This window comes from Streptomyces sp. NPDC048211 (genome assembly GCF_043202315.1).
Lineage (GTDB): Bacteria > Actinomycetota > Actinomycetes > Streptomycetales > Streptomycetaceae > Streptomyces.
This window is the reverse complement of record NZ_JBIDAD010000008.1, coordinates 35677-61492: the sequence shown is the minus strand read 5'-3', so window position 1 is coordinate 61492 and position 25816 is coordinate 35677. Positions and strand designations below refer to the sequence as shown.

Here is a 25816-nt window from a genome sequence, read left to right as displayed (position 1 = left end):
CAGGGAGCCGTCCATGCCGCCGTTGACCGGTCACGCCGACCGCCTCGCCCCCGGATCCGTCGCCGTGAGGCCCGCTGTCCCAGGACCTGACGTCCCAGGACCTGACGTCGCGGGACCTGCCGCCGCACGGCCGTCCGCCGTGCGACGGCTGGCCCGCGCCCTGCCGCTGCTCGCCGCTCTGTGGTGCACCCTCGCCATGACGGCGGTGGCCGGCGCCGACGAGCATCCGGCCGCTCCTGCCTGGACGGCGCAGCCCGCGGTGAGTGGTTCCGGGCGGGGTGAGGGCAGACCGTACTTCTACCTGGAGGGTCTGCCGGGCAGTGTCCTGGAGGACCGGCTCTCGGTCACCAACCCGGGGCCCGAGCCGGTCACCGTACGGCTGCGCGGTGCCGATGCCTACAACACGGGCAACGGCGGATTCGCAGTGCGCGGTGCGCACGGCTCCACCGGGACCGGCGCCTGGCTGCGGACGGCCAGCGAGGAGGTGACGGTGCCCGGCCGGACCCGGGCCGACGTGCCGGTCTCCTTCACCGTGCCGCAGGACGCGCGGCCCGGTGACCACCCCGGCGCGATCGTCGCCGAGAGCGGTGGCCGCTCGGTGGGCGTACGGGTCCAACTGCGGGTCGGCGGGCCGACGCTGGCCGCGCTCACGGTGGAGGGCATGACGGTGGGCGGCGGGGCCATCCACTACACGCTGGTCAACCGGGGCAACGCGGTCCTCGTGCCGCGCCTGTCCGTCGGCGCGGACGGGGTGTTCGGGACCCTGCTGCGGCGCGACGCCCGCACCCTGCCCGTGGAGCTGCTGCCCGGTCAGCGGGTGCGGCTCACCGAACCGTGGCGGGACACCCCCGCACTGGACTCCGTCACCGTACGGCTGCGCGTCACGGCGGTGGGCGGGGCACACGGCGAGGCGACCGCCTCGGCGGCTTTCGTGCCCTGGGTCCCCGTGACCGGCGGCGTACTGCTCCTCCTGGGCGCTGTCGCCGCCGGGGTGTACGGCCTCCGGCGCCGGCGAGGGACGCGGCGGGGCGCAGGTGACGACGGGGCCGACCCGGCTCCGGATCCCCGACAGCACTCCGACGAGAGGCACTTGGTGAAGGCGGGAGCGGAATCGTGACTCGACGGACCGGACCGGCGGCATTCCGGAGCGACGGCCGCGGGCGGGCGGGCGTGCTGCTCGCCGCACTGCTGGCCGTGATACTGCCCGCCCTGCTGCTGACCGCGACCGGGGCCCGGGCCGAAAGCCCGGGCAGGGCGGACCCGAAGCCGGTGGTCACGCTCTCGCAGAAGCAGGCGGGCAAGGGCGGCGAGATCACCGTCAAGGGCAAGGGCTGGCGGTCCGACACCCTGCTCATGATGTTGATCTGCGGGCAGTCCACCCCGGCCCGGGGCGTGATCGGCGGTACCAACTCCTGTGCCAACGCGGAGGGTCGCGCCGTCACCACCGACAAGAAGGGCGCCTTCGCGAAGAAACTGCCCGTCGCCGAGCCGCCCGCGCCCTGCCCCTGCGTGGTCCACGTCGCCACGGTGACCGGTGAACAGGCTCTGGCCGACGCCGTGTTCGTGGTCGCCGGCCATCCCGTCGCCGCACTGCCGAAGCAGACGGGCGAGGGAAAGCTCGCCGTCCTCGCGGCCACCCGGCTGGAGGGCGACAGCGGGATCCTCACCTGGTTCGGCGCCCCGCCGTCGCGCCGTCTCGTGTTCACGGTCGGCAATCTCGGCTCGGCGCCGGTCAAGGACCCGGTCTTCCGGGTCGGCACCGCGCACGGCGTCTACGCGGCGCAGTGGGAGGAGCGGCAGTGGCGGGGGACGGTCGAGCCCGGCCGCAAGGCCCGTATCGAGCTGCCCGTCGAGCTGACGGCGGGCGCCCACGGCGACTACCAGATCTCGCTGAAGTACGGCACGAAGGTGCTGGCCGAGCAGCCGTGGGGGGTCGGCCGCCCCTGGGGCGTGACGCTCTTCTGGATCCTGCTCTGCCTCGTCGTGCCCGCGGCCGTGTTCCGGATCGGCATGGCGATCGTCGACAAGGTCCGCCCGAGCCCCGGGCGCGCGGCGGGCCGGCGGGGGCGGCGTTCGTCCCCGCGCTCCGGCGTGACCGTGAGGTTCCCGAAGCTGCGGCGGGCCCCGGCCCCGGCCCCGGCCGCCGGTCCCGCGCCGCCCGCGAGCACGACCACGGCCGCGCTGCCGTGGTTCACCCCTGATTCCGCACCGTCAGAGCACAGACCGACGACGAAGGGACATTCGTGAGTACGCAACGCAGGACGGTCGCGGCGGGAGTCGCGATGATGATCGGCGGGGCGGGCATACTGCTGGCCGCGAGCCCTGCCCAGGCCGCCGACATCTCGTACAAGACGGAGTGCATACCCCCGGCCATCTCCGGACTGCCGGCCGTACAGGGCACCACCAAGGTGCAGCTGACCGCGCCCGCCGAGGCGAAGGTCGGGGACACCGTCGAGGTCGTGTGGAAGACGGTCCAGGCCGCCTCCAACAACCCCGATGTCCTCGACCTCGACAAGGACACCGTCAAGCCGACCGGCACGATCAAGCTGGGCGGCGCCGCGAGTGGCGACCTGAAGATGGAGGGCCCCCGGCAGAACCCGGCGATCCCCAAGAACAGCCCGATGATCCTGCCGGACATGAAGGGCTCGCTGAAGCTGGAGAAGGCGGGTGACCTGACGCTGACGCCCGACGGGTACAACATCAACGTCTCCAAGCCGATCTCCACGGACACCAAGTGCTCCCCCAAGGAGTCCGTCCAGCCGGGCGCGACGATCAAGGTCACGGACGGCGGCGGATCCACAGCCGGAGGCACGACGGCCGGGGGGACGACGGCGGGCGGTACGACGGCCGGGGGGACGACGGCCGGGGGGACGACGGCCGGCGGCACCACGAGCGGCGGTACGACGACCGCGGGCGGCACGACCAGTGGCGGCACGACCGCCGGTGGCTCCACCTCGGGTTCCGGCGGCAGCGGGGGTGCGACCGACTTCCCGGGCAAGGAAGTCGTCGTGAACTTCACCTGCAAGTCGCCCGGTCCGCAGGAGGGCATCGCCTCGAAGGTGACGATCAACGCCAAGAAGAACGGCGGGAGCTACGCGCTCACGGTCAAGACCGCCAAGGGCGTGATGAACAGCCCGGCTCCGCTGCCTGCCGGTGCGCTCAAGCCGTCCATGAAGATCGTCATCGGCGGTGCCGACAAGGGCTCGGTCAACGTCACCGGACCCGGCAACCCCGAGGCACTGGAGACGGGCAAACCGGTCAACCTGCCCGACATGACCGGCACGTACAAGCCCGGTGCCTCCGGCAAGTCCACCCTCACCCCCGGTGCCCTGACGATCGACGTCATGCTGGGCGGTCAGAAGATCAACATCCCGTGTGCGGTCAAGGGCACCCCGCAAGCGTCGCTCGAACTCGACACCACCGCCCAGGAGGGCGGTGCCTCCGGCGGTGACGGCGCGGGCTCCGGCGGAGCAGCGGCGGCGGCGGGCGGGGGTACGGCGTCCGGCGGCGGGCTCGCGGCCACCGGCGCCGAGGACAACGGCGCCCTGCGCGCACTCGGCCTGGTCGCCGGTACGGCGATCCTGCTGGGCGGCGCCGTGTTCACCTTCACCCCGTGGCGCCGGCTGCGCTCGGGCAGGTGAGCCGAACCCGGATCCCGTACCCAGGTGGAAACCCGGACCCGTGCACGTACGCGACCCGGGCCGGGAGGCATGCGGAACCCGGGCCGGCAGGCGTACGGAACCCGGGCCGGTAGCCATCCGGAAGCCGGATCCGTACGCATACGGAAGGGGCCGCCGCACCGTGGAAGCGGTGCGGCGGCCCCTGCGCGTGGAACCGGGGGATCAGTTCACGTCGCCCATGTGCTGGGTGACCTTCTTCCGGTACATCCAGATGCCGACACCGGCGATGACCGCGAGGACCGCCTCGAAGGCGACCGCCCCCGTGGTGTTCAGGTCGACGCCGAGCTGCGGGGAGGTGAGCAGGCCGGTCACCGAGTCGCCCGCGGTGACCGCGAGGAACCAGACACCCATCATCTGGGAGCTGTACTTCGCCGGAGCCATCTTCGTGGTGACGGACAGACCGACCGGCGAGAGGCAGAGCTCCGCGACCGTCTGGATGAAGTAGATCGCCACCAGCCACATCGGGCTGACCCTGCCGCCGTTGGCGGCGGTGTCGATCAGCGGGATCATGAAGACGACGAAGGAGATGCCGATCAGCACGAGGCTGGAGGCGAACTTGACGGCGGTGCTCGGCTCCTTGCCCCGCTTGTTCAGCCACAGCCAGCCCGAGGCGACCACGGGGGCGATCGCCATGATGAAGATCGGGTTCAGCGACTGGTACCAGGACGTCGGGAAGTCGAAGCCGAGCAGGCTGTTCGTCGTCGAGTTCTCACCGAAGATCGACAGGGTCGAGCCGTTCTGGTCGTAGATCATCCAGAAGACGGCGGCGACCACGAAGAACCAGACGTAGCCCGACAGCTTGGACTGCTCGGTGGCCGTCAGCTCCTTGTCGCGCTTCATGCGCACCAGGACGGCGACGGGGATGATCAGGCCGGCGACGGTGATCGGCAGCAGCGCCCAGTCGGCGAAGTTCCCGGTGATGCCGAGCAGGGTGTAGAACACGACCGCGACGATCAGCCAGACCAGGCCCTTGCGCAGGACGGAGCGCTTCTCCTGCTCCGTCGCCGGGGTGGAGACGACGTCGCTCTCCGGGCTCAGGTTGCGGGTGCCGAGCATGAACTGGGCGAGGCCCAGCGCCATGCCTATGGCGGCGAGCGCGAAGCCGAAGTGCCAGTTCACGTTCTCGCCGACGGTGCCGATGGTCAGCGGGGCGAGGAAGGCGCCGATGTTGATGCCGATGTAGAAGAGCGTGAAGCCACCGTCGCGGCGCGGATCCTCCGGGCCCTTGTAGAGGTGGCCGACCATCGTGGAGATGTTCGCCTTCAGCAGGCCGGAGCCGAGCGCGACGAGCACGAGACCCGCGAAGAAGGTCGCCGAGTTGGGCACAGCAAGCGTGATGTGGCCGAGGATGACGACACCGCCGCCGATGGCGACCGTCTTGCGCGGCCCCCAGAAGCGGTCTGCCATCCAGCCACCCGGCATGGCGAGCAGGTAGACCATCGCCATGTAGACGGAGTAGATCGCCGTCGCCGTGGTGGCGCTCATGTGCATGCCGCCGGGCGCGATCAGGTACAGCGGGAGCAGTGCCTTCATGCCGTAGAAGCTGTAGCGCTCCCACATTTCGGTCATGAAGAGCGTGGCCAGGCCGCGGGGGTGGCCGAAGAAGGTCTTCTCGCCACCCGCGGTGCTCGCCGGGTCCTTCGTCAGGCTGGACGCCATGATCGATCCTTGCTTGCTCGGGACGCGCCGCCTCGTCAGCGGTACGCGCCCGGTGGGGGGAGGCCGGCACCGACACGGGTACGCCCACCGTGTCGGGATCCACGCCCGGAGCGCCCTCATCGGCGTTCCGGGCCCGGCCCACAGGTCATTCACTGAAAATTCCGGACTGGCGGGTACCAGCCCCGCACATGCAAAAGGACCCTGAGGAGGTTCCGTGGATCCTGACCGGGATTGCGACAGGATCCTCAGCACCCTCCCGGGCGCTCATGGCTGCCCAAAGGTCCTTGAGTAGTGCAACAGGCGTTGAAACACCATACGACACGACTGAGCGGGATATGAAAGGACTTGAGACATGGATCACAGGTCCAGGTGCAACCACACTCCCACATTCGAAGGTCTGGACATGAATGGGTCGTAGACCCGCAGGGCTTTTGGATCACCTCACTCCTTGTCGTCCGCGCGGACTACCATCACTGCATGACCCGTGTACTGCTCGCCGAGGACGACGCATCCATCTCGGAGCCGCTGGCCCGCGCCCTGCGTCGGGAGGGTTACGAGGTCGAGGTCCGCGAAGACGGCCCGACCGCTCTCGACGCCGGCCTCCAGGGCGGAATCGACCTGGTCGTGCTCGACCTGGGGCTGCCCGGGATGGACGGCCTCGAAGTCGCCCGCCGGCTCCGTGCCGAAGGCCACACCGTGCCGGTCCTGGTGCTCACCGCCCGCGCCGACGAGGTGGACACGGTCGTCGGCCTCGACGCCGGCGCGGACGACTACGTCACCAAGCCCTTCCGGCTGGCCGAGCTCCTCGCCCGGGTCCGGGCCCTCCTGCGCCGCGGCGCCACCGAGCCCGCCCCGCAGCCCGCCACCCACGGGGTCAGGATCGACGTCGAGTCGCACCGGGCCTGGATGGGCGACGAGGAACTCCAGCTCACCGCGAAGGAGTTCGACCTGCTGCGGGTCCTGGTCCGGGACGCGGGCCGGGTCGTCACCCGCGACCAGCTCATGCGCGAGGTCTGGGACACCACCTGGTGGTCGTCCACCAAGACCCTCGACATGCACATCTCCTGGCTCCGCAAGAAGCTCGGAGACGACGCCGCCAATCCCCGCTACATCGCCACCGTCCGGGGCGTCGGCTTCCGCTTCGAGAAGAGCTGACGTGCGGAACGAGCAGAGCTGACGTACACAAGCAGTCATGCGCAGACGCCTGATCAACTCCACCCTCGCCGTGGTGCTCGTGGTGATCGCCGTCTTCGGCGTCTCCCTCGTCATCGTGGAGACCCGCACCATCAGCAGCAGCGCCCAGGAGAGCGTCGACTCCGAGGCGCTGCGGCTGATCAGCGTGATCGAGAGCCGGCTCCTGGGCGCCGAGCGGATCAACCCCGGTGTGCTGGACGAACAGATCGACGACCAGCGCTACGCCCTGGTCAAGATGCCCGGCCGCGCCCCCATCGAGGTCGGCGAACGCCCCAGCGGCAGCGTGATCAGCGCCACGGAGGAGGGTGAACACGGCGAGAAGGTCACCGTCGAGGAGTCCCGCACCTCCGTCACCCGCGAGGTCGGCCGCACCCTGATGATCATCGGCGCGGTGGCATTGCTGGCCATCGTCTCCGCCGTCCTCCTGGCCGTACGCCAGGCCAACAAGCTGACCTCGCCGCTCACCGACCTCGCCGAGACCGCGGAACGCCTGGGCTCGGGGGACCCGCGCCCACGCCACAAGCGGTACGGGGTGCCGGAGCTGGACCGGGTCGCCGACGTCCTGGACTCCTCCGCCGAACGGATCGCCCGGATGCTGACCGCGGAGCGCCGGCTCGCCGCGGACGCCTCCCACCAGCTCCGTACGCCGCTCACCGCGCTCTCCATGCGGATCGAGGAGATCTCCGTCACCGACGATCCGGAGACGGTGAAGGAAGAGGCGAACATCGCCCTCACCCAGGTCGAGCGGCTCACGGACGTGGTCCAGCGGCTGCTGACCAACGCCCGGGATCCGCGGACCGGCTCCGCCGTCGTCTTCGACCTCGACGAGATCGTCAAGCAGCAGATCGAGGAGTGGCGTCCGGCCTACCGGAGCGAGGGGCGGGCCATCGTCTGCTCCGGCAAGCAGGGACTGAGCGCCGTCGGCACACCGGGCGCGGTCGCGCAGGTGCTGGCCGCGCTGATCGAGAACTCGCTCATGCACGGCGGCGGCACGGTCGCACTGCGTACCCGGGTCACCGGAAACCAGGCGGTCATCGAGGTCACGGACGAGGGCCCCGGGGTCCCCGCCGACCTGGGCGCGCGGATCTTCGAGCGCACCATCAGCGGCCGCAACTCCACGGGCATCGGCCTCGCGGTCGCCCGCGACCTGGCGGAGGCGGACGGCGGCCGCCTCGAACTGCTCCAGCAGCAGCCACCGGTCTTCGCGCTGTTCCTCAGCCAGGTGGCCCTGGACAGGAAGGCGCCGGAACGCCCGGTGAGGTGACCCGCTACGTGCGGGCCGTGTCGGCCTCGACCCGCACCGCCGCGGCCGGAGCGGGAGCGGGCACGGAGACGCCACGAGCCGCCCGTGCGACGTCCTGCGGGCTCACGACCACGTCCGCGTCCTGCGGGCTCACGACCACGTCTTTGTCAGGCAGCGCCCTGAAGACCCAGGTCCGGTAGGACCAGAAGCGGAACATCGTCGCGATGCCGATGCCGAGGATCTTGAAGACGTTGCTCTGGACCGGGCTGTTCCAGCCGAACCCGTACGTCGCCGCGTACAGCACACCGGTCTCGATGACCGCACCCACCGCGCTGAACAGCAGGAACAGGGTCAGCTCCCGGGTCCGGCCGCTCTTGTCGCGGTCCCGGTACGTCCAGTAGCGGAAGCCGACGTAGTTGCAGAGGATCGCGACGAACGTCGCCATCAGACCCGCCCGCACCGTCGGAATGTCCGTGTAGCGCCACAGCAGGTTGGATACGGCGATATTGACGACCAGGCCGACCGCGCCGACCACGCCGAACTTGGCGACCTCCCGGGCCAGCAGATCCAGCCGGGCCCGCAGTGCGCCCCGTTCGCTCATGGTGATCGCTCAGCCCGTCTGTCGGTTCGGCTTCAGGTTCCGTCAACCCAGCCATGCTAACCAGGCGGCCCGTCGGCTGCCTGTGAGTACGGGGACAGGTGTGGCGAGGTCGTGACACCCGGAGCGCCCCGCAGCCCGCCCGCGGGGCATCGCCCAGGGCATCGTCGGGAGGTCCCGGACGGTGCGGATACCCTGGAGGAGTGACGTTTCCGGTAGTCGGCATGGTCGGTGGCGGTCAGCTCGCCCGTATGACCCACGAGGCGGGCATCCCCCTCGGCATCAAGTTCAAGCTCCTCAGTGACACCGCTCAGGACTCGGCGGCCCAGGTGGTGAGCGAGGTCGTCGTCGGCGACTATCGCGACCTGGAGACCCTGCGCGCCTTCGCGCGCGGCTGTGACGTGATCACCTTCGATCACGAGCACGTGCCCACCGAGCACCTGCGGGCCCTGGAGGCGGACGGCATCCCCGTGCGCCCCGGTCCCGACGCGCTGGTGCACGCCCAGGACAAGGGGGTGATGCGCGCGAAGCTCACCGAGATCGGCGCGCCCTGCCCCCGCCACCGCATCGTGAAGGACCCGGCCGACGCCGCGGCCTTCGCCGAGGAGGTCGGCGGTTTCCCCGTCATCCTCAAGACCGTGCGCGGCGGCTACGACGGCAAGGGCGTCTGGGTGGTCCGCTCCGAGGAGGACGCGGCCGACCCCTTCCGGGCCGGCGTCCCGGTCCTCGCCGAGGAGAAGGTCGACTTCGTGCGGGAGCTGGCGGCCAACATCGTGCGCTCGCCGCACGGCCAGGCCGTCGCCTACCCGGTCGTCGAGTCCATCCAGGTCGACGGCGTGTGCGACACGGTCATCGCCCCGGCCCCCGACCTGAGCGAGCAGCTCGCCGGTGAGGCCCAGCAGCTCGCCCTCCGTATCGCCGCCGAGCTCGGTGTCGTCGGCCACCTCGCCGTCGAACTCTTCGAGACCCGCGACGGGCACATCCTCGTCAACGAACTGGCGATGCGCCCGCACAACTCCGGGCACTGGACCCAGGACGGCGCGATCACCTCGCAGTTCGCCAACCACGTCCGGGCCGTCCTGGACCTCCCGCTCGGCGACCCGCGCCCCCGCGCCACCTGGACCGTCATGTCCAACGTGCTGGGCGGCGACTTCCCGGACATGTACCAGGCGTACCTGCACTGCATGGCCCGCGACCCGCAGCTCAAGATCCACATGTACGGCAAGGACGTGAAGCCCGGCCGCAAGGTCGGCCACGTCAACACCTACGGCGACGATCTGGCGGACGTGCGGGAGCGCGCCCGGCACGCGGCCGACTACCTGCGAGGAACGATCACCGAATGACTTCCCCCGCCTCAGCCGCGCCGGTCGTCGGCATCGTCATGGGCTCGGACTCCGACTGGCCCGTCATGGAAGCAGCGGCCAAGGCCCTCGACGAGTTCGAGATCCCCTACGAGGTCGACGTCGTCTCCGCCCACCGCATGCCGCGCGAGATGATCGCGTACGGCGAGGACGCCGCGGGCCGCGGCCTGCGGGCGATCATCGCGGGTGCGGGCGGCGCCGCCCACCTGCCCGGCATGCTCGCCTCGGTCACCCCGCTGCCCGTCATCGGCGTACCGGTCCCGCTGAAGTACCTGGACGGCATGGACAGCCTCATGTCCATCGTCCAGATGCCCGCCGGCATCCCGGTCGCCACCGTCTCCATCGCGGGCGCGCGCAACGCCGGCCTGCTGGCCGTCCGCATCCTCGCCGCGCACGACGCCGAGCTGCAGACCCGCATGACGGAATTCCTCTCGGACCTGAACGACCAGGCCACCGAGAAGGGCAAGCGCCTGCGCAGCAAGGTCGGGAACCCCGACACCTTCGGCTTCGGAAAGTAGGAACCGTGACGGACCGACTGGAGCAGGCCCGGGAACTCCTCGCCGAGTACCCCGTCGTCGACGGCCACAACGACCTGCCGTGGGCACTGCGCGAACAGGTCGGTTACGACCTGGACGCCCGCGACATCGCCACCGACCAGTCGGCCCACCTGCACACCGACATCCCCCGGCTGCGCGCCGGGGGAGTCGGAGCCCAGTTCTGGTCCGTGTACGTCCGGTCCGACATGGCGGGCGACGACGCCGTGAGCGCCACCCTGGAACAGATCGACGCGGTCGCCGAACTCCTGGAGCGCCACCCCGCCGACCTGCGCCGCGCACTGACGGCCGACGACATGGAGACGGCCCGCTCCGAGGGCCGGATCGCGTCCCTGATGGGGGCCGAGGGCGGCCACTCCATCCACAACTCGCTGGGCACACTGCGCGCCCTGCACGCCCTCGGCGTCCGCTACATGACGCTCACCCACAACGACAACATCGCGTGGGCGGACTCGGCGACGGACGCCCCGGGCGTCGGCGGCCTCTCCCCGTTCGGCCACGAAGTCGTACGGGAGATGAACCGCACCGGCATGCTGGTGGACCTCTCGCACGTCGCGGCGACGACGATGCGCGACGCGCTCGCCACCACCACCGCACCGGTGATGTTCTCGCACTCCTCGGCGCGGGCCGTCTGCGACCACCCGCGCAACATCCCCGACGACGTCCTGTCCCTGCTCGCGGCCAACGGCGGCATCGCCATGGCGACCTTCGTCCCGAAGTTCGTGCTGCCGGAGGCCGTCGCCTGGACGAACGCCGCCGACGAGAACATGCGCGCCCACGGGCTGCACCACCTGGACACCACCGAGCGCGGGATGAAGGTCCACGCCGCGTTCGAGGCGGCGAACCCCCGCCCGATGGCGACCGTGGCCACGATCGCCGACCACCTCGACCACATGCGCGAGGTCGCGGGGGTCGACCACATCGGCATCGGCGGCGACTACGACGGCACCGCGTTCCTCCCGCAGGGCCTCGAAGACGTCTCGGGCTACCCGAACCTGATCGCGGAGCTGCTGGGCCGCGGCTGGTCCGCCGCCGACCTGGCCAAGCTCACCTGGAAGAACGCGGTGCGGGTGCTGCGCGCCGCCGAGGACGTGGCCCGGGACCTGCAGACCCGGTGCGGCCCGTCCCACGCCACGATCGAGCAGCTGGACGCCCCGAAGGCCTGACCCCGCGGGGCGTCGGCGGCCCGTGTCTCAGCAGGCGCAGAGGCAGAACGGGTGCCCGGCCGGATCGGCGTACACCCGGAACGTCCGCTCGCGGTCCGCCGCGTCGAGCACCGTCGCCCCCAGGGCCAGCACCTCCCGCTCCGCCGCGTCCAGGTCCGGCACCTTCAGGTCGAGGTGCACCTGCTGCGAGCCGTCCGCACTCGGCCACCGCGGCGGTACGAAGCCGGGCGCGGCCTGGAAGGCGAGCGGCGTGCCGAAGCCGCCCGTGAGGTCGACCCACCGGTCGTCGCCTTCCTCCATCACGGTGACCTTTCCGCCCAGCAGCCCGGCGTAGAAGCCGGCGAGGGCCAGGGGGTCCGGACAGTCCAGGACGACGGCACCCAGTGTGGCGATGGCCATGACGTTTCCTCCTCGGTCGGGTCTGATCGGTCGGGTCCGATTGGTCGGCGGAGAAGCGGCGGAGAAGCGGCGGGGAGACCCGGTGGGGAGACCCGGTGGGGTCAGGCCTTCGGCCGGCCCATGGCCCGGTACGTCCACCCGGCCTCGCGCCACACCGCCGGGTCCAGCGCGTTGCGCCCGTCCAGGATGATGCGGCTGCCGGTGACCTCGCCCAGCGCCTCCGGGTCCAGCTCGCGGAACTCGCGCCACTCCGTCAGGTGCAGCACCACGTCCGCGCCGCGCACGGCGTCCAGGGCGGTGTCGGCGTAGCCGAGGGTGGGGAAGAGCCGCCGGGCGTTGTCCATGCCCTTCGGGTCGAAGACCGTGACCTGGCCGCCCTGGAGATGGATCTGCCCGGCGACGTTCAGAGCGGGCGAGTCGCGTACGTCGTCGGAGTCCGGCTTGAAGGTGGCGCCCAGCACGGCCACCCGCTTGCCGAGGAAGGAGTCGCCGCCCACGGCCTCCCGGGCCAGCTCCACCATGTGACCGCGGCGGCGCATGTTGATGGAGTCGACCTCGCGGAGGAAGGTCAGCGCCTGGTCGGCGCCCAGCTCGCCGGCGCGCGCCATGAAGGCGCGGATGTCCTTGGGGAGGCAGCCGCCGCCGAAGCCGATGCCGGCCCGCAGGAACTTCTTCCCGATGCGCTCGTCGTGGCCGATCGCCTCGGCCAGCTTCACCACGTCGCCGTCGGCGGCCTCGCAGACCTCCGCCATGGCGTTGATGAACGAGATCTTGGTGGCCAGGAAGGAGTTGGCGGAGGTCTTCACCAGCTCGGCGGTCGGGAAGTCCGTCACGACGAACGGGGACCCCTCCGCGACCGGCACGGCGTACACCTCGCGCAGCAGCTTCTCGGCCCGCTCGCTCTCCACGCCGACGACGATCCGGTCGGGGTGCAGCGTGTCGTTGACGGCGAAGCCCTCGCGCAGGAACTCCGGGTTCCAGGCCAGCTCGGCCCCCTCGCCCACCGGCGCGAGCTCGATGAGTCGCGCCGCGAGCCGCGCCGCGGAGCCGACGGGCACGGTGGACTTGCCGACGACGAGGGCGGGCCTGGTCAGGAGCGGGGCGAGCGAGTCGAAGGCGCTGTTGACGTAACTCATGTCGCAGGCGTACTCGCCGTGCTTCTGCGGCGTATTGGTGCAGACGAAATGCACGTCACCGAATTCCGCCACTTCTTCCCACGAAGTGGTGAACCGCAGCCGTCCCGTGGAGCCCTCGATGCCGGCGACGTGCTTCTTCAGGATCTCTTCCAGCCCCGGTTCGTACATCGGGACCCGGCCGGCGGACAGCATCTCGATCTTCTCGGGCACGATGTCGAGTCCGAGGACTTCGAAGCCCAGTTCCGCCATGGCCGCGGCGTGGGTGGCGCCGAGATAGCCGGTGCCGATCACAGTGATCCTGAGGGCCATGTAGTGCTCCAGTGAGATGCGGACAGACGTGCGGTGAACGAGCATAGTCCTGCCCTTGAAACGTCCCATTCCGGCTGTCGTGAAGCTCACGGCCCGCACGCGTATGCCTTTGCCGGACCGGGAGCCTAAAATTGGGTTACTTAACGGTAGTTAGCATCTTGGGGAGTGAGCGTCTTGGCGGGTTCGACCGATTTCGACCTGTACCGTCCGGCCGAGGAGCACGACATGCTCCGTGAGACGGTGCGTGCGCTCGCCGAGGCGAAGATCGCCCCGTTCGCGGCCGCGGTCGACGAGGAGGCCCGCTTCCCGCAGGAGGCGCTGGACGCCCTCACCGCCGCCGACCTGCACGCGGTCCACGTCCCCGAGGAGTACGGCGGCGCCGGCGCCGACGCGCTCGCCACGGTCATCGTGATCGAGGAGGTGGCCCGCGCCTGCGTCTCCTCCTCCCTCATCCCGGCCGTGAACAAGCTCGGCTCGCTCCCGGTGATCCTCTCCGGATCCGAGGACCTGAAGAAGAAGTACCTGGGCCCGCTCGCCAAGGGCGACGCGATGTTCTCGTACGCCCTCTCCGAGCCGGACGCGGGTTCCGACGCCGCCGGCATGAAGACGAAGGCCGTACGCGACGGCGACTTCTGGATCCTCAACGGCGTGAAGCGCTGGATCACCAACGCGGGCGTCTCCGAGTACTACACGGTCATGGCCGTCACCGACCCGACCAAGCGCTCGAAGGGCATCTCGGCCTTCGTCGTCGAGAAGTCCGACGAGGGCGTCTCCTTCGGCGCCCCGGAGAAGAAGCTCGGCATCAAGGGCTCCCCGACCCGCGAGGTCTACTTCGACAACGTCCGCATCCCCGCCGACCGCATGATCGGCGAGGAGGGCACCGGCTTCGCCACCGCGATGAAGACCCTGGACCACACCCGCATCACGATCGCGGCCCAGGCACTCGGCGTCGCCCAGGGCGCCCTCGACTACGCCAAGGGCTACGTCCAGGAGCGCAAGCAGTTCGGCAAGCCGATCGGCGACTTCCAGGGCGTCCAGTTCATGCTCGCCGACATGGCCATGAAGCTGGAGGCGGCCCGCCAGCTCACCTACTCGGCCGCCGCCAAGTCCGAGCGCCTCGACGGCGACCTCACGTTCTTCGGCGCCGCGGCCAAGTGCTTCGCCTCCGACGTCGCGATGGAGATCACCACGGACGCGGTCCAGCTGCTCGGCGGCTACGGCTACACGCGTGACTACCCGGTGGAGCGGATGATGCGCGACGCCAAGATCACGCAGATCTATGAGGGCACGAACCAGGTCCAGCGGATCGTGATGGCCCGCAACCTGCCGTAACTCCGCACCGATGTGCGTACGGCCCCCGGCGCAAGGCCGGGGGCCGTACGCGTGTGGCTCCCATGGCTGTCGGAGGGACGCGTGTGGTTCCGGTGGGGCTGTCGGGGGACGCATGCGTGATTCCGGTGGCTGTCGGGCGGTGTGATCGGGCCCTGACGCAGGCTGTGCGGCCGAAGCCCTCTCCGACCGGCTTGCGAGGCAGCGCTGCAGGGCACCCTCGCTCGACGAACGTGCGCGACCTCGCTGGTATGGTCCGCGGAAGCCATGGGCGACCTGACGACCTGATGGAGTTGGTCCGGTGAAGCTGCTCCCGCTGTTCCTCCGGCGGCCGATAGAAGCGGTGTACGAGCGCCGGCTGGCCGCCACCCTCGTGGGGCTGCCGCGCCCGCAGCACGTCGGGATCATGCTCGACGGCAACCGGCGCTGGGCCCGGCAGGCGGGCCACACGGATCTCCGGGAGGGCTACCGGGCGGGCGGGGCGAAGGCCACCGAGTTCCTGGGCTGGTGCGATGCCGCCGGGATCGAGCGGGTGACCCTCTTCATGCTGTCCGACGACAACCTCGGACGCCCCGCCGATCAGCTCGGCCCGCTGATCGAGATCATCGAACAGACCATCCAGAGCATCACGGCCGTCGGCCGCCCCTGGGAGGTCCAGGTGATCGGCTCGCTCGACCTGCTGCCTGGCGCCACCGCCGAGGCACTCAAGGAGGCCACGGCCGCGACGGCCGGGCGCGGCGGGCTCAAGGTGGATATCGCGGTCGGCTACGGCGGCCGACGGGAGATCGTCGATGCGGTGAAGAGCGCCTTCGAGGAGCACCGGGCAGCCGGTGGCGACCTGGCCGAACTGGTCGAGCGGTTCGACGTCGAGGACATCTCCCGGCACCTCTATTCGCCGACCGCCGACCACACCGACTTCATCATCCGCACCTCCGGCGAGCAGCGGCTGTCGGGTTTCCTGCTCTGGCAGTCCGCGTACGCGGAGATGCACTGGGTGGACTGCTACTGGCCGGCATTCCGCCGCGTGGACTTCCTGCGCGCCATTCGCTCGTACGCCGGCCGGCAACGCCGATTCGGCAAATGACCGCCGTCGTGCCCGCGGCCCCTCCTACTTGTCGCCCTGCCGCCGTACGAGCTCGGTGATCCAGACAGGCGCGTACGGAGACGTGCAGCCCCGGGGGGTCGGGTAGTCCTTGAGGACTTCCAGGCGCTCGCCGATGCCGATGGCCCGGGCGCGGAGCTCGGGGTGCTCGATCCCGATCTGGGCCAGGCAGTGGTTCATCGCCCACTGGAGGGGGTCCGGGGCGGCCTTCATCTCGGCCTCGATGACGTCGAGCAGGCCCGCGAGGTCGAGGCCCTCGGGCTTCTTCGCCACGCGCTCGGTGGTGAGCGCCCAGCCGGCCCCGGCGACCACCGGATCCGGATCGGCGGACCAGGCGAGGCGCAGTTCCTCGGCGTGCGGGCTCTTCTTCACCACGTAGTTGACGAGCCAGTCCCGCACCTTGGGTGCCCGGGCCTCGCGCAGCATGGCGTCCAGCTCGTCACGTGTGAACGCCTTCGGGCGGCAGACCAGGAGCGCCAGCAGCCGCGCCGCGGTGTCGTCCGTCGCCCAGAGCTCGACCGCGAGCTCCTGCTGCGTCTTCAGCCGCTTCGCGATCGCCCGCAGCTTGCCGAGGTTCACCCCGTGGTCGTCGCCGTGCTTCTCGTTGACCGCACGCGCCCTCGGGTCTTCGAGCCCGGCCAGCTCGGCCATCACCTCGGCCACTGTCGTCCCGGCCACCGGAGCCTCCTGTTCCTCGCGCAACGGATTCAGCGTACGACGGGGTTCGGACACCCGGCCTCATGCGCAACGGGGCAGGCCGGGGTCGTCACGTTCCTGCTGGGCGGCCTCTCGGAGACCGGCTCGGCAGTCGCGGCAGTGTCCGGGGTCGGTGGCGCGGAAGGCGCGGTCGCAGGTGTCGCAGTTCTGGAGCGGGACGACGAGGGCCTTGCGACGGGCGGGGGGTGCCAGGTCCGCGGTGCCGGGGAGCGGGGGCGGCAGGAGAGCGGTGATCCGGTGGCGGACGAACTTCGCCGGGTGTTTGACGGGGGTGGGGAGGTCACTGGTGAGGGCGTGGCGGACGGTGCCGGGGTGGGTGTCACGTTCCAGCCAGGCGGCCACGCCGGGGGTGAGGGCGGTGATGTCGGCCTCGGTGAGGCTGAGTTGGGGTGCGTGACGGCGCAGGTCGGCGAGGACGGCGGCTGCGGATCGGAGCAGTTCTTCGGTGGGCTTGTGGGGTCGGGGGAGTGGCGGGGGCGGAGTCCGGGGGGCGGTGGGTGTCGGTACGTGGACGGGGGCGGGCAGCGGGGGCGCGGCGGGTTCCGCGACCGGCGGAGGGGCCGGTGCGGGTGCGGGTGCGGGCGCGGGTTCGGGCTCGGTGTGCGCTGGTCGCCGGGGCTGCCGTGGGGGCGCGACGGCGACCGGGGGCGCGGTGGCGCCTGGCTGGTTGTACGAGACCGTGCGGGAGACGACGCGCCCGTCGGGGAGGCGCACACGGCTGCGGTGGAGGTAGCCGGAGGCTTCCAACTCGCGCAGGGCGGCCGTGATGCGGGCTTCGCTCTCCGGGAAGCGGTCAGTGAGGACCCTGATGCCGACCTTGGCCCCGGCGGGCAGCGACTGGATGTGGACGGCGAGCCCGATGGCGATGAGCGAGAGGCCGTCGTGCTGGGCGAGGTGGTTGCCGATCACCGTGAAGCCGGAGACGTGGCGGATGCTGACGTGGATGACGCCGGATGTCGGCGTGACGTCGGGCCGGGTGCCGGGGGAGCCGGGCTGGGCGCGCGGGGGCGCGATAACCTGCGGGGTATCCATCGGGAAGCTTCTTCTTCCTCGTGGTCAGGCCTCGGGCGGGATTCTCAGTCCCGGCCGGGGCCGTCTCGTGTCTGTGGTTGTCGCGGCGAGCATATGCCAGCCAACCCGCCTCGAATCCAGCCCAGTTGCCATTGTTCACTCGCGCGAGTGATGCAGGTCAGGACGGGGGCGGGGTCGGGTTTGGTCGGGTTGTTTCCCTGGTTCTTTAAAAGCCTTTAGACGTCGCGGGCGGCCGCGTCGTGGGCGGCCGCGACGTGGTCCACCGTGTCGTGGTCCACCGGGTTGTGGGCATCCGCGACCCGGTGCAATCGGTCACGGGCGGGGCCTGCCCCGTGCTTGTCCGGCGGCTGTCGTCCGAAGCGGCTCCGACTCCTTGAGCTGCGACTCCTTGAGCCGCGATATGGAATGATCCGGGCCGGGGCTCTCCGTCCTCGGGAGCCGGTGGCCTTCATCGAGCACATGCTGGGAGAGACATGATCCGCGAGTCGTCCGCCGGGGCTGCTTCCGTGCCTCCGGACACCGTCCAGGTCCGTGACTCCACGCGCGTTCGGGGCCCCCGTACTGCCTGTGACCCGGCCGCCCGGGCGGCCCGCGCCGCGTACACGGCGAAGGGCTGAGCGGCGCATGGGGCATCCTCGTCTGCCGAGCACGGAGACCGCAGTCGCCGCAGTCCGTGAGGTCGCGCGCGCGTACAACCTGGAGATGACCGTCACCGACGACATCGGTGCCGACCAGACCTCCCGCCGCACCTCCGCCAGCGCGTTCGCGGTGCTCGACACGGACGGCTCGCTGCCGCACGAGGCGTTCATCGAGCTGGGTGGGGCGCCCGCCGTCACCGTCCAGGTCTTTCCCGAGGACGACGCGAAGATCACCGTCGACGGCGTCGAGTTCGACGACGTCCCCCGCGACTCCGTGCCCGCGTTCCTGCGCTCCGTGTACGGCGGTATCGCGTACGTGAAGGGGAAGTTCTTCCCGCCCGGCCAGTGGCTCGTCGTACCGCTGCCCGGTGACGAGACGTACAAGGAACTCGTCCCGCGCACGATGCTCAGCCCCTGGCTGGCCCGCAACTTCCGCAGCTGAGCCCGCCGTCCGGGGGAGGGTTCGGGAACCGGCCGCCGAATGGTCGCGACCGGCCCTCCTGGCTGTCCGGGCCCCACAGTCCCACCGCACCATCGCACTTCCGCACCTCCGGACCTCCGGACCTCTGCACCGGCAGGCCGGCGTCACAGAACTCACGATCCGTCAGCTGCCCTGTGGGCGGGCATGGTTGCCGCGCCCCTACAATCCTGCGGTGGTCACGCCGACCGGCGTGACCCGAAAGGACAGGCGAGTTGACCACGTACATACCGGGGCGCAGACCCCGGCCGGATGACCGACACGCTCACGCCCCCGTGGAGGCCCGAAGACGGCCCGCGCGGTACAACCGTCAGGCGGGCCCATGCCGTTGAGCGACGACAGACGGCAGGTCGCGACGGTGGCCGACCTCCCCGGACCGCTGGCGAAACTGCTCTGGCGGCAGCACACCGTCTACCGCGAACGCGACGGCACCGTCGTGATCCGCGGCGAGGACGCCGGACGCTGGATCAGTCTCGCGTCCCACGGTCGCGGCCGGGTGAGGGTCCGGGCGGGCCGCATCCTGGACGGCGGCACCACCGCCCCGGCGCGCGCCGAGACCACCGTCCCGCTGGACGGCGACATCGCCCGTCTCGCGGCCTGCTGCCGGGGCCTGCTGGCCGAGACGGCCGGCGCGAGGGCGTCGGAGACGTCGGCGTCCTCACCCGCGCGTGCCGGCCGGCCGAGGCAGGGTTACCGCAAGAGCGGGCGCAGACGGGGGACGACCGTCTTCGTGTGTGCCGCCGCCGTGGTCGTCGGGCTGATCGCCGTCTCGATGTTCGGCTGAACCGGGTGACGGCCGGCGTGGACGACACCCGGTCCGGAGGAGAGCTCCCCGGCCCGGTGGCGTACCTTCCCTCTCCATGACGGACATCGACAAGCTCACCGGCCTGTTCGAGGCGCTGGGGGCAGACGACGCCGCGGGCTGGGCCGACTCCGAGGCCGAGGAGAACATCCCTCAGCTGGCCCGCTACCGGTTCCTGCGCATGGTCTGGCAGGACATCGACGCATGGAGCGCGGCGGCCCCGGACTGGGTCGAGGCCTACCGGCAGGAAGGGCCGGCGAGCGGGGCCGTGGAGCGGGCGGTGCGGCTCGGGCTGACCCCCGGCGAACTGGGCGAGATAGCCCGGGAGGTGGCGAGGGAGACCGTCTTCGGTGTCCTCTACGGGCTGTCCGATCCGATGGACGGCGAGCTGCCCCCGGAGACCGGGGCGCAGCTGCCCGGATGGTGTCTGACCGAACTGTCGCCCGAGGGGAAGCCGACAGGGCGGATTCTGGACGCCCTCCACGAGGACCTGTACGAAGTGGAGCCGCAAGGCCCGGCCGGAGGTGTCGTATGACCGCGTTCGACGTGAGTGAGCGACGGATCTGGGGTGGGCGGGCCGAGAGTTACGCCCGCACCCACGCCCGCCTCTGCGCCCATACGGTCCCCGCCCTGCTGGACGCCGCGGTCGTCGGGTCCGGGACCCGGCTGCTCGACGTCGGCTGCGGCAGCGGCAGCGTGACGGTGGCGGCCGTCGGACGTGGCGCGGTCGTACGGGCCGTGGACGCCGAACCCGGCATGGTCGCGGCCACCCGGCGCGCGGCGCCCGGAGTCGAGGCGCGCACCGGCACGTTGCCCCAGCTGCCCTACCCCGACGGCGAGTTCGACGCCGTCGTGGCGAACTTCGTGCTCAACCACGTCGGCCGCCCGCTGGAGTCCCTCGTCGAACTGCGCCGGATCACCCGTCCCGGCGGCCGGATCGCCGTCACGATCTGGCAGGTGCCCAACGCCCCCGGCCAGGCGCTGATCGGACGTGCCGCCCAGGCCGCCGGACTGACCCGGCCCGACTGGCTGGCCACGGTCGACGCGGAACACAACTTCCCGCGCACCCCGGAGGGGCTGGGCGCCCTGCTGACGGCGGCCGGACTCGGTGATGTACGCGGTGCGTCGCTGTCCTGGGACCACCGGGTCGACGCCGACGACTGGTGGGCCGGGCCCGCGTCGGGCGTCGCCGCGACCGGGCAGCTGGTCAACAGCCGCGGACCGGAGGGGGTGGCCGCCGCGAAGCGGGAGTACGACGTGATGTGCCAGGAGTTCACCGGCGCGGACGGGCTGTTGGCGCTGCCGCACGTGGCGGTGCTGGCCCACGGGAAGGTGTAGGCGCGCGGCGCGAGGGCCGGACGGGTTCGGTCCAGGCGCGCGGCGCCGGGTGTGCGGCCCGGACGGTTGGGTTCAGGCGCAAGGAACATGACGCAGGGCCCGGGCGGTTCGGTTCAGGGGCGCGGAGCATGACGCAGGGCCCGGACGGTCGCCGTCCGGGCCCCTCGTCATGCTCCGATGTGTACGGTCAGCTACCGGTGACCGTGACCTTCTCGTCGTTGTTGAGCTGCTCGACGAGCTGCTTGACCTTGGCCTTGTCCCAGACCAGGTTGCCGCCGGTGGAGCCGGAGATCGGGATGTTCAGCGACGCGCCGTCACCGCCCGTGACGCCCTTCATCGCGAAGAACATCTGGCCCAGGTCCCAGAGGGACATGTCCTTGTCGACGACGAGGGTGTCGAGACCGGCGCCCATCGTCGGGTACAGCTTGAACGGGTTGATGATCGTCGACGGCGTCGCCGTCTGGCTCGCCAGCGCCGCGAGGAACTTCTGCTGGTTCTTCGTACGGTCCAGGTCGGAGGTGAAGGCGTGCCGGGTGCGGACGAAGGCGAGGGCCTGCTGGCCGTCGAGGGTCTGCTTGCCGGCCTGGAAGTCGGCGCCGGAGTACTTGTCCTTGAACGCCTTCGGGATGTCCAGCTCCACGCCGCCGATCGCGTCCACGATCTTGGCGAAGCCGCCGAAGCCGATCTCGACGTAGTGGTCGATGTGCAGCCCGGTGTTGAACTCGACGGTACGGACGAGGAGCTCGGGGCCGTCCTCGGCGTAGGCGGCGTTCAGCTTGGTCGTGCGGCCCTTGCCCTCGTACCTCTTGCCGGAGTCGGAGCCGATGAAGGACGGGATCTCGACGTTCGAGTCGCGGGGCAGGGAGACCAGCGTCGGGCCGTTGGAGCCGTCGTGCAGGATCATCATCGAGTCGGTCCGCTTGCCCTCGGCGGAGCCGGTGTGCAGCTTCTTCTTGTCCTCGGCCGTCATGCCCTCGCGGCTGTCGGACCCGACGATCAGATAGTTCGTGCCGTCGCCCGAATCCGGCCGCTCGATGACCTTGGAGAGGTCGACCTCGCGCTTCAGCTTGGAGTCGGCCCAGAAGTACGTGCCGATGGAGACGGCGAGCACCACGACCACGAGGCTCAGTACGCCGATCTTGATCCGGCGGCGCCAGTCGGGCGCGGCTCCCGGCCGGCCCTGGACGTATCCGCCGTCGCCGGGTCCGCGACCGCCGCCGTGGTGACCGCCACCGCCGTGGCCGCCGCCGTAGACCTGGCCCGTGTTGTAGCCGCTGTCGTACTCGGGGGCGTTGTCGTAGCCGCCGGGCTGCTGCGGCACCGGCCGCTGCCTCGGCGGCGCCGGACGCTGCTGGGGCGGGGCGGGACGGCGCTGGACGTGCGGCATCGAGCGGGCGCTCTCGGGCCGGTCGCTCGCGCTGCCCTGCCCGTAGCGGTCTCCGCTGCGGTTGTCGCCGTTCCAGCCCTCGGGCCAATCGTTCATGCGATCCAGTGTGCAGGTCCGAGCCGCTGCTATTACAGGGTGTGAGGGAAATCGGACCAGGGCTGTTGCGAAGCTGATGCATTGCGACGCGCTCCGGGCCCCCGCATAAGGTGGAGGGCATGACAGATCAGGCCCCGAGCCCGGAATGTGACATTCCGGGCAAGCCCACCGCAGCCTCCCGGACCACCCTCAGCCACATCATGACCGGCAGCGACACGAATCTGCTGGGTACGGTGCACGGCGGCGTGATCATGAAGCTGGTCGACGACGCGGCGGGCGCGGTGGCCGGCCGGCACTCCGGCGGCCCCGCGGTGACGGCCTCGATGGACGAGATGGTCTTCCTGGAGCCGGTCCGGGTCGGTGACCTTGTTCACGTCCGCGCCCAGGTGAACTGGACCGGCCGCTCCTCCATGGAGGTCGGCGTCCGGGTCATGGCCGAGCGGTGGAACGAGTCGACCCCGGCCCAGCAGGTCGGCAGCGCGTACCTGGTGTTCGCGGCAGTCGACGCGGACGGCAGGCCCCGCCGGGTGCCGCCGGTGATCCCGGAGACGGAGCGCGACAACCGGCGCTACCAGGAGGCGCAGATCCGGCGCACCCACCGCCTCGCCCGGCGCCGCGCGATCAAGGAACTGCGCGAGAAGCGCGCGGCCGACGGCATCGAGGACTGAACGGGACCGAACGGGGGCCGACGGCATCAAGGACTGAACGGGACCGAGCGCGGCCGACGGCATCGAGGACTGAACGGGACCGAACGGGGGCCGACGGCATCAAGGACTGAACGGGACCGAGCGGGGTCGACGGCATCGAGGACTGAACGGCGCGGGCCCCGGCCCGCCCTCGCAGGCCGCCTACGGGCAGACCACCTCGTCGCCCTTCACCGCGCCGAACCTGCCCGGATCGGGCTCCTCGGCCCGGACCCGCTCCACCTTCCGGTAGTCCGTGCCCGCCGTCACCTTCATCGTGCCGCCCTGCCCCTTCACCGCCTTCAGCTCGGCCCCCGGCAGCGCCGCCGCCAGTGACTTCGCGGACCGGTCCCAGCGCGGGTCGTACGTGACCAGGGTGTGCTTGAGGTCGCGCTGCGGCGCGGTGAGCGGGGCGCGGGTGGTGTTGAAGCCCGTGGCGTGCAGCGCGGCGTCGACCGTGGAGCCGAGGCCGTCCTTGAGGGTCCCGTTGTAGACCTGGACCCGGATCTGCTTCGGCGGGACGTCGACCTTCTTCGCCGGTGCCTGCTTCGGCCGCGCGACGGTCAGCGGTTTGTCGTCCCGCAGCGCCTGGAACAACTGCTTCGACTTCTTCGGGTCCCATTTGACCGTCGAGCCGATGCCCTTCACCTGGTACGCGACGTCCCCCATCGGTACCGAGGTGAATTCGGACGAGGCGGCGGAGAAGCCCCGCATCGCCTGGCCGAGCTCCAGCATCTGCTCCGTACCGAAGCCCTTGTCGGCCCGTACGGACTTCAGCATCGTCGAGGCGACCTCGCGGAACTTCACCGGGTTCAGCAGCACCCCGCTGCTCGTTGCCTGTTTGATCAGCGAGGCCATGAACTTCTGCTGGCGCTGCATGCGGCCCAGGTCGGCGGCGCCGTCGATGTGCCGGGAGCGTACGTACTGGAGCGCCTGGCCGCCGTCCAGCTCATGGGTGCCGGCCGCGAGATCCAGACCGGTGTAGGAGTCCTTCATCGGCCGGGCGGTGCAGATCTTCACGCCGCCGAGCGTGTCGACCGTCGTCATGAAGCTGGTGAAGTCGACCTCCAGGTAGTGGTCGATCTTGACGCCCGTCATGTGCTCGACCGTCCGCACGGTCAGATTCGGCCCGCCCTCGGCGTACGCGGCGTTCAGCTTCACCGGGTGGGCCGCGTGCTCCTTGCCCGTCGTCGCGTCCCGGTGCCCGGGGATCTCGGCGTAGCTGTCACGCGGCAGGCTGACGACGCTGGCGCGCTTCTCGTCCGCGGACAGGTGCACCAGCATGATCGTGTCGGTGCAGTGGCAGGGCGCTCCGCCCAGCCGGTACTTCTTCTTCTCCTCCGCGGTGATCTTGTCGCGGCCGTCGGTGCCCACCAGCAGCAGATTCATGCCGGTGCCGCCCGCAGGCCGGTTCTTCATGTCCTTGAACGGGTCGATCCGGTCGATCCCGGACTCCAGATCGGTCACTACGGCGTGGCCGATGCCGCCCGCGCCGAGCACCAGGACGGAGAGCGTGGTCGCCACCCGCATGCCCCAGCGGGGCCTCTCGTCCTGCTTCTTCCTGGGCCGTCCGCGCCGAGGGGGCGCGGCGCGGGGGCGCGGCGGACGGGGGGAGCGGTGCGGCGTGGGCACGGGGGGACACCTCCGCGGTGCAAGGGGGACCGTTCGCACAGTAGGCCCATACGATCTGCATCCCGGGCAGCGGACGGGCGGCGCGCGCCGCTGTCCCCCATTCGCGGTAACGTGGCGGCCGAATACCGCCGCCTGGTGGGGTGCGAGACCCCCGGCGCCCCCGAGGACCCCCCGAGGACCACATGTCTGCCGCGCAGCACCCCGCCGTCTCCGTGATCATGCCGGTACTCAATGAGGAGCGGCACCTCCGGAACTCCGTCCGGCACATCCTGGAACAGGAGTACGCCGGCGAGATGGAGGTGGTGATCGCGCTCGGCCCGTCCACGGACCGTACGGACGAGATCGCCGCCGAGCTGGTCGCGGAGGACCCCCGGGTCCAGACCGTGCCGAATCCCACCGGCCGCACCCCCGCCGCGCTCAACGCCGCGATCAAGGCCTCCCACCACCCCGTGGTCGTGCGCGTCGACGGCCACGGCATGCTCTCGCCGAACTACATCGCGACCGCCGTCCGGCTCCTGGAGGAGACGGGCGCGCAGAACGTCGGCGGCATCATGCACGCCGAGGGCGAGAACGCCTGGGAGGACGCCGTCGCCGCGGCCATGACGTCGAAGATCGGTGTCGGCAACGCGGCCTTCCACACGGGCGGCGAGGCGGGACCGGCGGAGACCGTGTTCCTGGGCGTCTTCCGCCGGGAGGCCCTGGAGCAGGCGGACGGGTACAACATCGAGTTCATCCGCGCCCAGGACTGGGAGCTGAACTTCCGCATCCGCGAGGCCGGCGGCCTGATCTGGTTCTCGCCCGAACTGCGCGTGCAGTACCGCCCGCGCCCCTCCGTCCGGGCGCTCGCCAAGCAGTACAAGGACTACGGCCGCTGGCGCCACGTCGTCGCCCGCTACCATCCCGGCTCGATCAACCTGCGCTACCTGGCCCCGCCGACCGCCGTCGTCGCGATCGCGGCCGGTCTGGTGGTGGGCGCGGCCGTCACCCCGTGGGCGCTCGTCGTCCCGGCCGGTTACGTCGCGGCGATTGTCGCGGGCTCCCTCCCGGCGGGCAAGGGGCTGTCGCTCAAGGCGCGGGCGCAGATCCCCGTGGCGCTGGCGACCATGCACATGTGCTGGGGCTACGGCTTCCTGACCAGCCCGCGCTCCCTGGCGAAGCGCGTCATCGCCAGCCGCCGCCCGGCGATCCGTGAGCCGGGCGCCCCGGTGGCCTGAGCAGCCGGCCACCGCTCCGGGAGACGTACAGCCCGGCCCAGCGCGCGCAGACGTGCGGGCCCGGCCCAC

The 25816-nt window shown here is 71.0% G+C and carries 24 protein-coding genes; 16 read left to right on the top strand and 8 right to left on the bottom strand.

Annotation, left to right across the window (positions count from 1 at the left end):
* Positions 1–13: 13 nt before the first annotated feature.
* From ACGFZA_RS27090 to ACGFZA_RS27080, 3 genes are read left to right on the top strand one after another with little or no spacing between them, the layout of a single operon-like run.
* Positions 14–1117, top strand: a complete 1104-nt coding sequence (locus tag ACGFZA_RS27090; protein ID WP_393682465.1) for a hypothetical protein — start codon at positions 14–16, stop codon at positions 1115–1117.
* A complete protein-coding gene (locus ACGFZA_RS27085) occupies positions 1114–2247 on the top strand; it encodes a hypothetical protein (RefSeq protein WP_393682463.1) in 1134 nt (377 codons plus the stop codon). The genes ACGFZA_RS27090 and ACGFZA_RS27085 overlap by 4 nt, the downstream gene beginning before the upstream one ends.
* 38 nt (positions 2248–2285) lie before the next feature.
* Positions 2286–3641, top strand: a complete 1356-nt coding sequence (locus ACGFZA_RS27080) for a hypothetical protein (protein WP_393682878.1) — start codon at positions 2286–2288, stop codon at positions 3639–3641.
* Positions 3642–3842: 201 nt separating this feature from the next.
* Here the strand turns inward: ACGFZA_RS27080 and ACGFZA_RS27075 are convergent, their stop codons facing one another.
* Positions 3843–5339, bottom strand: a complete 1497-nt coding sequence (locus ACGFZA_RS27075; RefSeq protein WP_385285153.1) for a peptide MFS transporter — start codon at positions 5337–5339, stop codon at positions 3843–3845.
* Between the two features lie 477 nt (positions 5340–5816).
* Between ACGFZA_RS27075 and ACGFZA_RS27070 the strand changes: the two genes are divergently transcribed.
* On the top strand, positions 5817–6494 hold the full coding sequence (locus tag ACGFZA_RS27070) for a response regulator transcription factor (RefSeq protein WP_018524728.1): 678 nt from the start codon (positions 5817–5819) through the stop codon (positions 6492–6494).
* 37 nt (positions 6495–6531) lie between these two features.
* Complete coding sequence (locus tag ACGFZA_RS27065) at positions 6532–7797, top strand: ATP-binding protein (protein ID WP_385285150.1); 1266 nt, start codon at positions 6532–6534, stop codon at positions 7795–7797.
* A 4-nt stretch (positions 7798–7801) separates the two neighbouring features.
* Here the strand turns inward: ACGFZA_RS27065 and ACGFZA_RS27060 are convergent, their stop codons facing one another.
* Positions 7802–8377: a GtrA family protein gene (locus tag ACGFZA_RS27060; RefSeq protein ID WP_393682460.1), complete on the bottom strand. Its 576-nt coding sequence runs from the start codon at positions 8375–8377 to the stop codon at positions 7802–7804.
* A gap of 200 nt (positions 8378–8577) precedes the next feature.
* Here ACGFZA_RS27060 and ACGFZA_RS27055 point away from each other — a divergent pair, with 200 nt between their 5' ends.
* The 3 genes from ACGFZA_RS27055 to ACGFZA_RS27045 are packed head-to-tail and all read left to right on the top strand — an operon-like array spanning position 8578 to position 11455.
* Complete coding sequence (locus ACGFZA_RS27055) at positions 8578–9717, top strand: 5-(carboxyamino)imidazole ribonucleotide synthase (protein ID WP_385285146.1); 1140 nt, start codon at positions 8578–8580, stop codon at positions 9715–9717.
* A complete protein-coding gene (gene purE / locus ACGFZA_RS27050) occupies positions 9714–10253 on the top strand; it encodes a 5-(carboxyamino)imidazole ribonucleotide mutase (protein ID WP_385285144.1) in 540 nt (179 codons plus the stop codon). Before ACGFZA_RS27055 ends, purE begins: the two co-directional genes overlap by 4 nt.
* 5 nt (positions 10254–10258) lie before the next feature.
* Entirely contained in the window at positions 10259–11455 is a 1197-nt protein-coding gene (locus ACGFZA_RS27045; RefSeq protein WP_393682457.1) for a dipeptidase, read from the top strand.
* A gap of 27 nt (positions 11456–11482) precedes the next feature.
* Here ACGFZA_RS27045 and ACGFZA_RS27040 read toward each other — a convergent pair whose 3' ends face one another.
* Entirely contained in the window at positions 11483–11854 is a 372-nt protein-coding gene (locus tag ACGFZA_RS27040) for a VOC family protein (protein WP_385285140.1), read from the bottom strand.
* Between the two features lie 101 nt (positions 11855–11955).
* Positions 11956–13299, bottom strand: coding sequence for a UDP-glucose dehydrogenase family protein (locus ACGFZA_RS27035; RefSeq protein WP_385285138.1), 1344 nt, complete (start codon positions 13297–13299; stop codon positions 11956–11958).
* A gap of 174 nt (positions 13300–13473) precedes the next feature.
* Here ACGFZA_RS27035 and ACGFZA_RS27030 point away from each other — a divergent pair, with 174 nt between their 5' ends.
* Together ACGFZA_RS27030 and ACGFZA_RS27025 are read left to right on the top strand one after the other, a co-directional pair.
* A complete protein-coding gene (locus ACGFZA_RS27030; RefSeq protein WP_385285185.1) occupies positions 13474–14631 on the top strand; it encodes an acyl-CoA dehydrogenase family protein in 1158 nt (385 codons plus the stop codon).
* Between the two features lie 298 nt (positions 14632–14929).
* Entirely contained in the window at positions 14930–15712 is a 783-nt protein-coding gene (locus ACGFZA_RS27025; RefSeq protein WP_393682454.1) for an isoprenyl transferase, read from the top strand.
* A gap of 24 nt (positions 15713–15736) precedes the next feature.
* On the opposite strand, the gene ACGFZA_RS27020 is transcribed toward ACGFZA_RS27025, so the two are convergent.
* The gene (locus ACGFZA_RS27020; protein WP_393682876.1) at positions 15737–16381 is read right to left on the bottom strand and encodes a DNA alkylation repair protein; all 645 of its coding nucleotides are present in this window, start codon (positions 16379–16381) and stop codon (positions 15737–15739) included.
* A gap of 87 nt (positions 16382–16468) precedes the next feature.
* Positions 16469–17479 (bottom strand): helix-turn-helix domain-containing protein, encoded by a 1011-nt coding sequence (locus ACGFZA_RS27015; protein ID WP_393682452.1) that lies wholly within the window; start codon positions 17477–17479, stop codon positions 16469–16471.
* Positions 17480–18103: 624 nt separating this feature from the next.
* Here ACGFZA_RS27015 and ACGFZA_RS27010 point away from each other — a divergent pair.
* The 4 genes from ACGFZA_RS27010 (at position 18104) to ACGFZA_RS26995 (ending at position 20735) form a co-directional block, all read left to right on the top strand.
* Positions 18104–18559 carry a hypothetical protein gene (locus ACGFZA_RS27010; RefSeq protein ID WP_393682450.1) on the top strand — a complete coding sequence of 152 codons (456 nt, stop codon included), beginning with the start codon at positions 18104–18106 and terminating at the stop codon, positions 18557–18559.
* Between the two features lie 364 nt (positions 18560–18923).
* On the top strand, positions 18924–19379 hold the full coding sequence (locus tag ACGFZA_RS27005; protein WP_385285132.1) for a hypothetical protein: 456 nt from the start codon (positions 18924–18926) through the stop codon (positions 19377–19379).
* A gap of 76 nt (positions 19380–19455) precedes the next feature.
* Positions 19456–19932, top strand: a complete 477-nt coding sequence (locus ACGFZA_RS27000) for a hypothetical protein (protein WP_385285130.1) — start codon at positions 19456–19458, stop codon at positions 19930–19932.
* Positions 19929–20735: a class I SAM-dependent methyltransferase gene (locus ACGFZA_RS26995; protein ID WP_385285128.1), complete on the top strand. Its 807-nt coding sequence runs from the start codon at positions 19929–19931 to the stop codon at positions 20733–20735. Before ACGFZA_RS27000 ends, ACGFZA_RS26995 begins: the two co-directional genes overlap by 4 nt.
* 187 nt (positions 20736–20922) lie before the next feature.
* On the opposite strand, the gene ACGFZA_RS26990 is transcribed toward ACGFZA_RS26995, so the two are convergent.
* Positions 20923–22218: an LCP family protein gene (locus ACGFZA_RS26990; RefSeq protein ID WP_393682447.1), complete on the bottom strand. Its 1296-nt coding sequence runs from the start codon at positions 22216–22218 to the stop codon at positions 20923–20925.
* A gap of 119 nt (positions 22219–22337) precedes the next feature.
* Between ACGFZA_RS26990 and ACGFZA_RS26985 the strand changes: the two genes are divergently transcribed.
* Entirely contained in the window at positions 22338–22886 is a 549-nt protein-coding gene (locus ACGFZA_RS26985; RefSeq protein WP_385285124.1) for an acyl-CoA thioesterase, read from the top strand.
* A gap of 180 nt (positions 22887–23066) precedes the next feature.
* Here the strand turns inward: ACGFZA_RS26985 and ACGFZA_RS26980 are convergent, their stop codons facing one another.
* Positions 23067–24431, bottom strand: a complete 1365-nt coding sequence (locus tag ACGFZA_RS26980) for an LCP family protein (RefSeq protein WP_385285122.1) — start codon at positions 24429–24431, stop codon at positions 23067–23069.
* A gap of 284 nt (positions 24432–24715) precedes the next feature.
* Between ACGFZA_RS26980 and ACGFZA_RS26975 the strand changes: the two genes are divergently transcribed.
* Positions 24716–25747, top strand: coding sequence for a glycosyltransferase family 2 protein (locus ACGFZA_RS26975; protein ID WP_385285121.1), 1032 nt, complete (start codon positions 24716–24718; stop codon positions 25745–25747).
* Positions 25748–25816 lie beyond the last annotated feature (69 nt).

Coding starts and splice junctions, on each gene's coding strand:
- ACGFZA_RS27040 (WP_385285140.1), bottom strand. CDS start 11,854: ATGGCCATCGCCACACTGGGTGCCGTCGTCCTGGACTGTCCGGACCCC.
- ACGFZA_RS27035 (WP_385285138.1), bottom strand. CDS start 13,299: ATGGCCCTCAGGATCACTGTGATCGGCACCGGCTATCTCGGCGCCACC.
- ACGFZA_RS26990 (WP_393682447.1), bottom strand. CDS start 22,218: ATGAACGATTGGCCCGAGGGCTGGAACGGCGACAACCGCAGCGGAGAC.
- ACGFZA_RS26985 (WP_385285124.1), top strand. CDS start 22,338: ATGACAGATCAGGCCCCGAGCCCGGAATGTGACATTCCGGGCAAGCCC.
- ACGFZA_RS27010 (WP_393682450.1), top strand. CDS start 18,104: ATGGGGCATCCTCGTCTGCCGAGCACGGAGACCGCAGTCGCCGCAGTC.
- purE (WP_385285144.1), top strand. CDS start 9,714: ATGACTTCCCCCGCCTCAGCCGCGCCGGTCGTCGGCATCGTCATGGGC.
- ACGFZA_RS27075 (WP_385285153.1), bottom strand. CDS start 5,339: ATGGCGTCCAGCCTGACGAAGGACCCGGCGAGCACCGCGGGTGGCGAG.
- ACGFZA_RS27000 (WP_385285130.1), top strand. CDS start 19,456: ATGACGGACATCGACAAGCTCACCGGCCTGTTCGAGGCGCTGGGGGCA.
- ACGFZA_RS27080 (WP_393682878.1), top strand. CDS start 2,286: ATGATCGGCGGGGCGGGCATACTGCTGGCCGCGAGCCCTGCCCAGGCC.
- ACGFZA_RS26975 (WP_385285121.1), top strand. CDS start 24,716: ATGTCTGCCGCGCAGCACCCCGCCGTCTCCGTGATCATGCCGGTACTC.
- ACGFZA_RS27015 (WP_393682452.1), bottom strand. CDS start 17,479: ATGGATACCCCGCAGGTTATCGCGCCCCCGCGCGCCCAGCCCGGCTCC.
- ACGFZA_RS27020 (WP_393682876.1), bottom strand. CDS start 16,381: ATGGCCGAGCTGGCCGGGCTCGAAGACCCGAGGGCGCGTGCGGTCAAC.
- ACGFZA_RS27090 (WP_393682465.1), top strand. CDS start 14: ATGCCGCCGTTGACCGGTCACGCCGACCGCCTCGCCCCCGGATCCGTC.
- ACGFZA_RS27065 (WP_385285150.1), top strand. CDS start 6,532: ATGCGCAGACGCCTGATCAACTCCACCCTCGCCGTGGTGCTCGTGGTG.
- ACGFZA_RS26980 (WP_385285122.1), bottom strand. CDS start 24,431: ATGCGGGTGGCGACCACGCTCTCCGTCCTGGTGCTCGGCGCGGGCGGC.
- ACGFZA_RS26995 (WP_385285128.1), top strand. CDS start 19,929: ATGACCGCGTTCGACGTGAGTGAGCGACGGATCTGGGGTGGGCGGGCC.
- ACGFZA_RS27060 (WP_393682460.1), bottom strand. CDS start 8,377: ATGAGCGAACGGGGCGCACTGCGGGCCCGGCTGGATCTGCTGGCCCGG.
- ACGFZA_RS27070 (WP_018524728.1), top strand. CDS start 5,817: ATGACCCGTGTACTGCTCGCCGAGGACGACGCATCCATCTCGGAGCCG.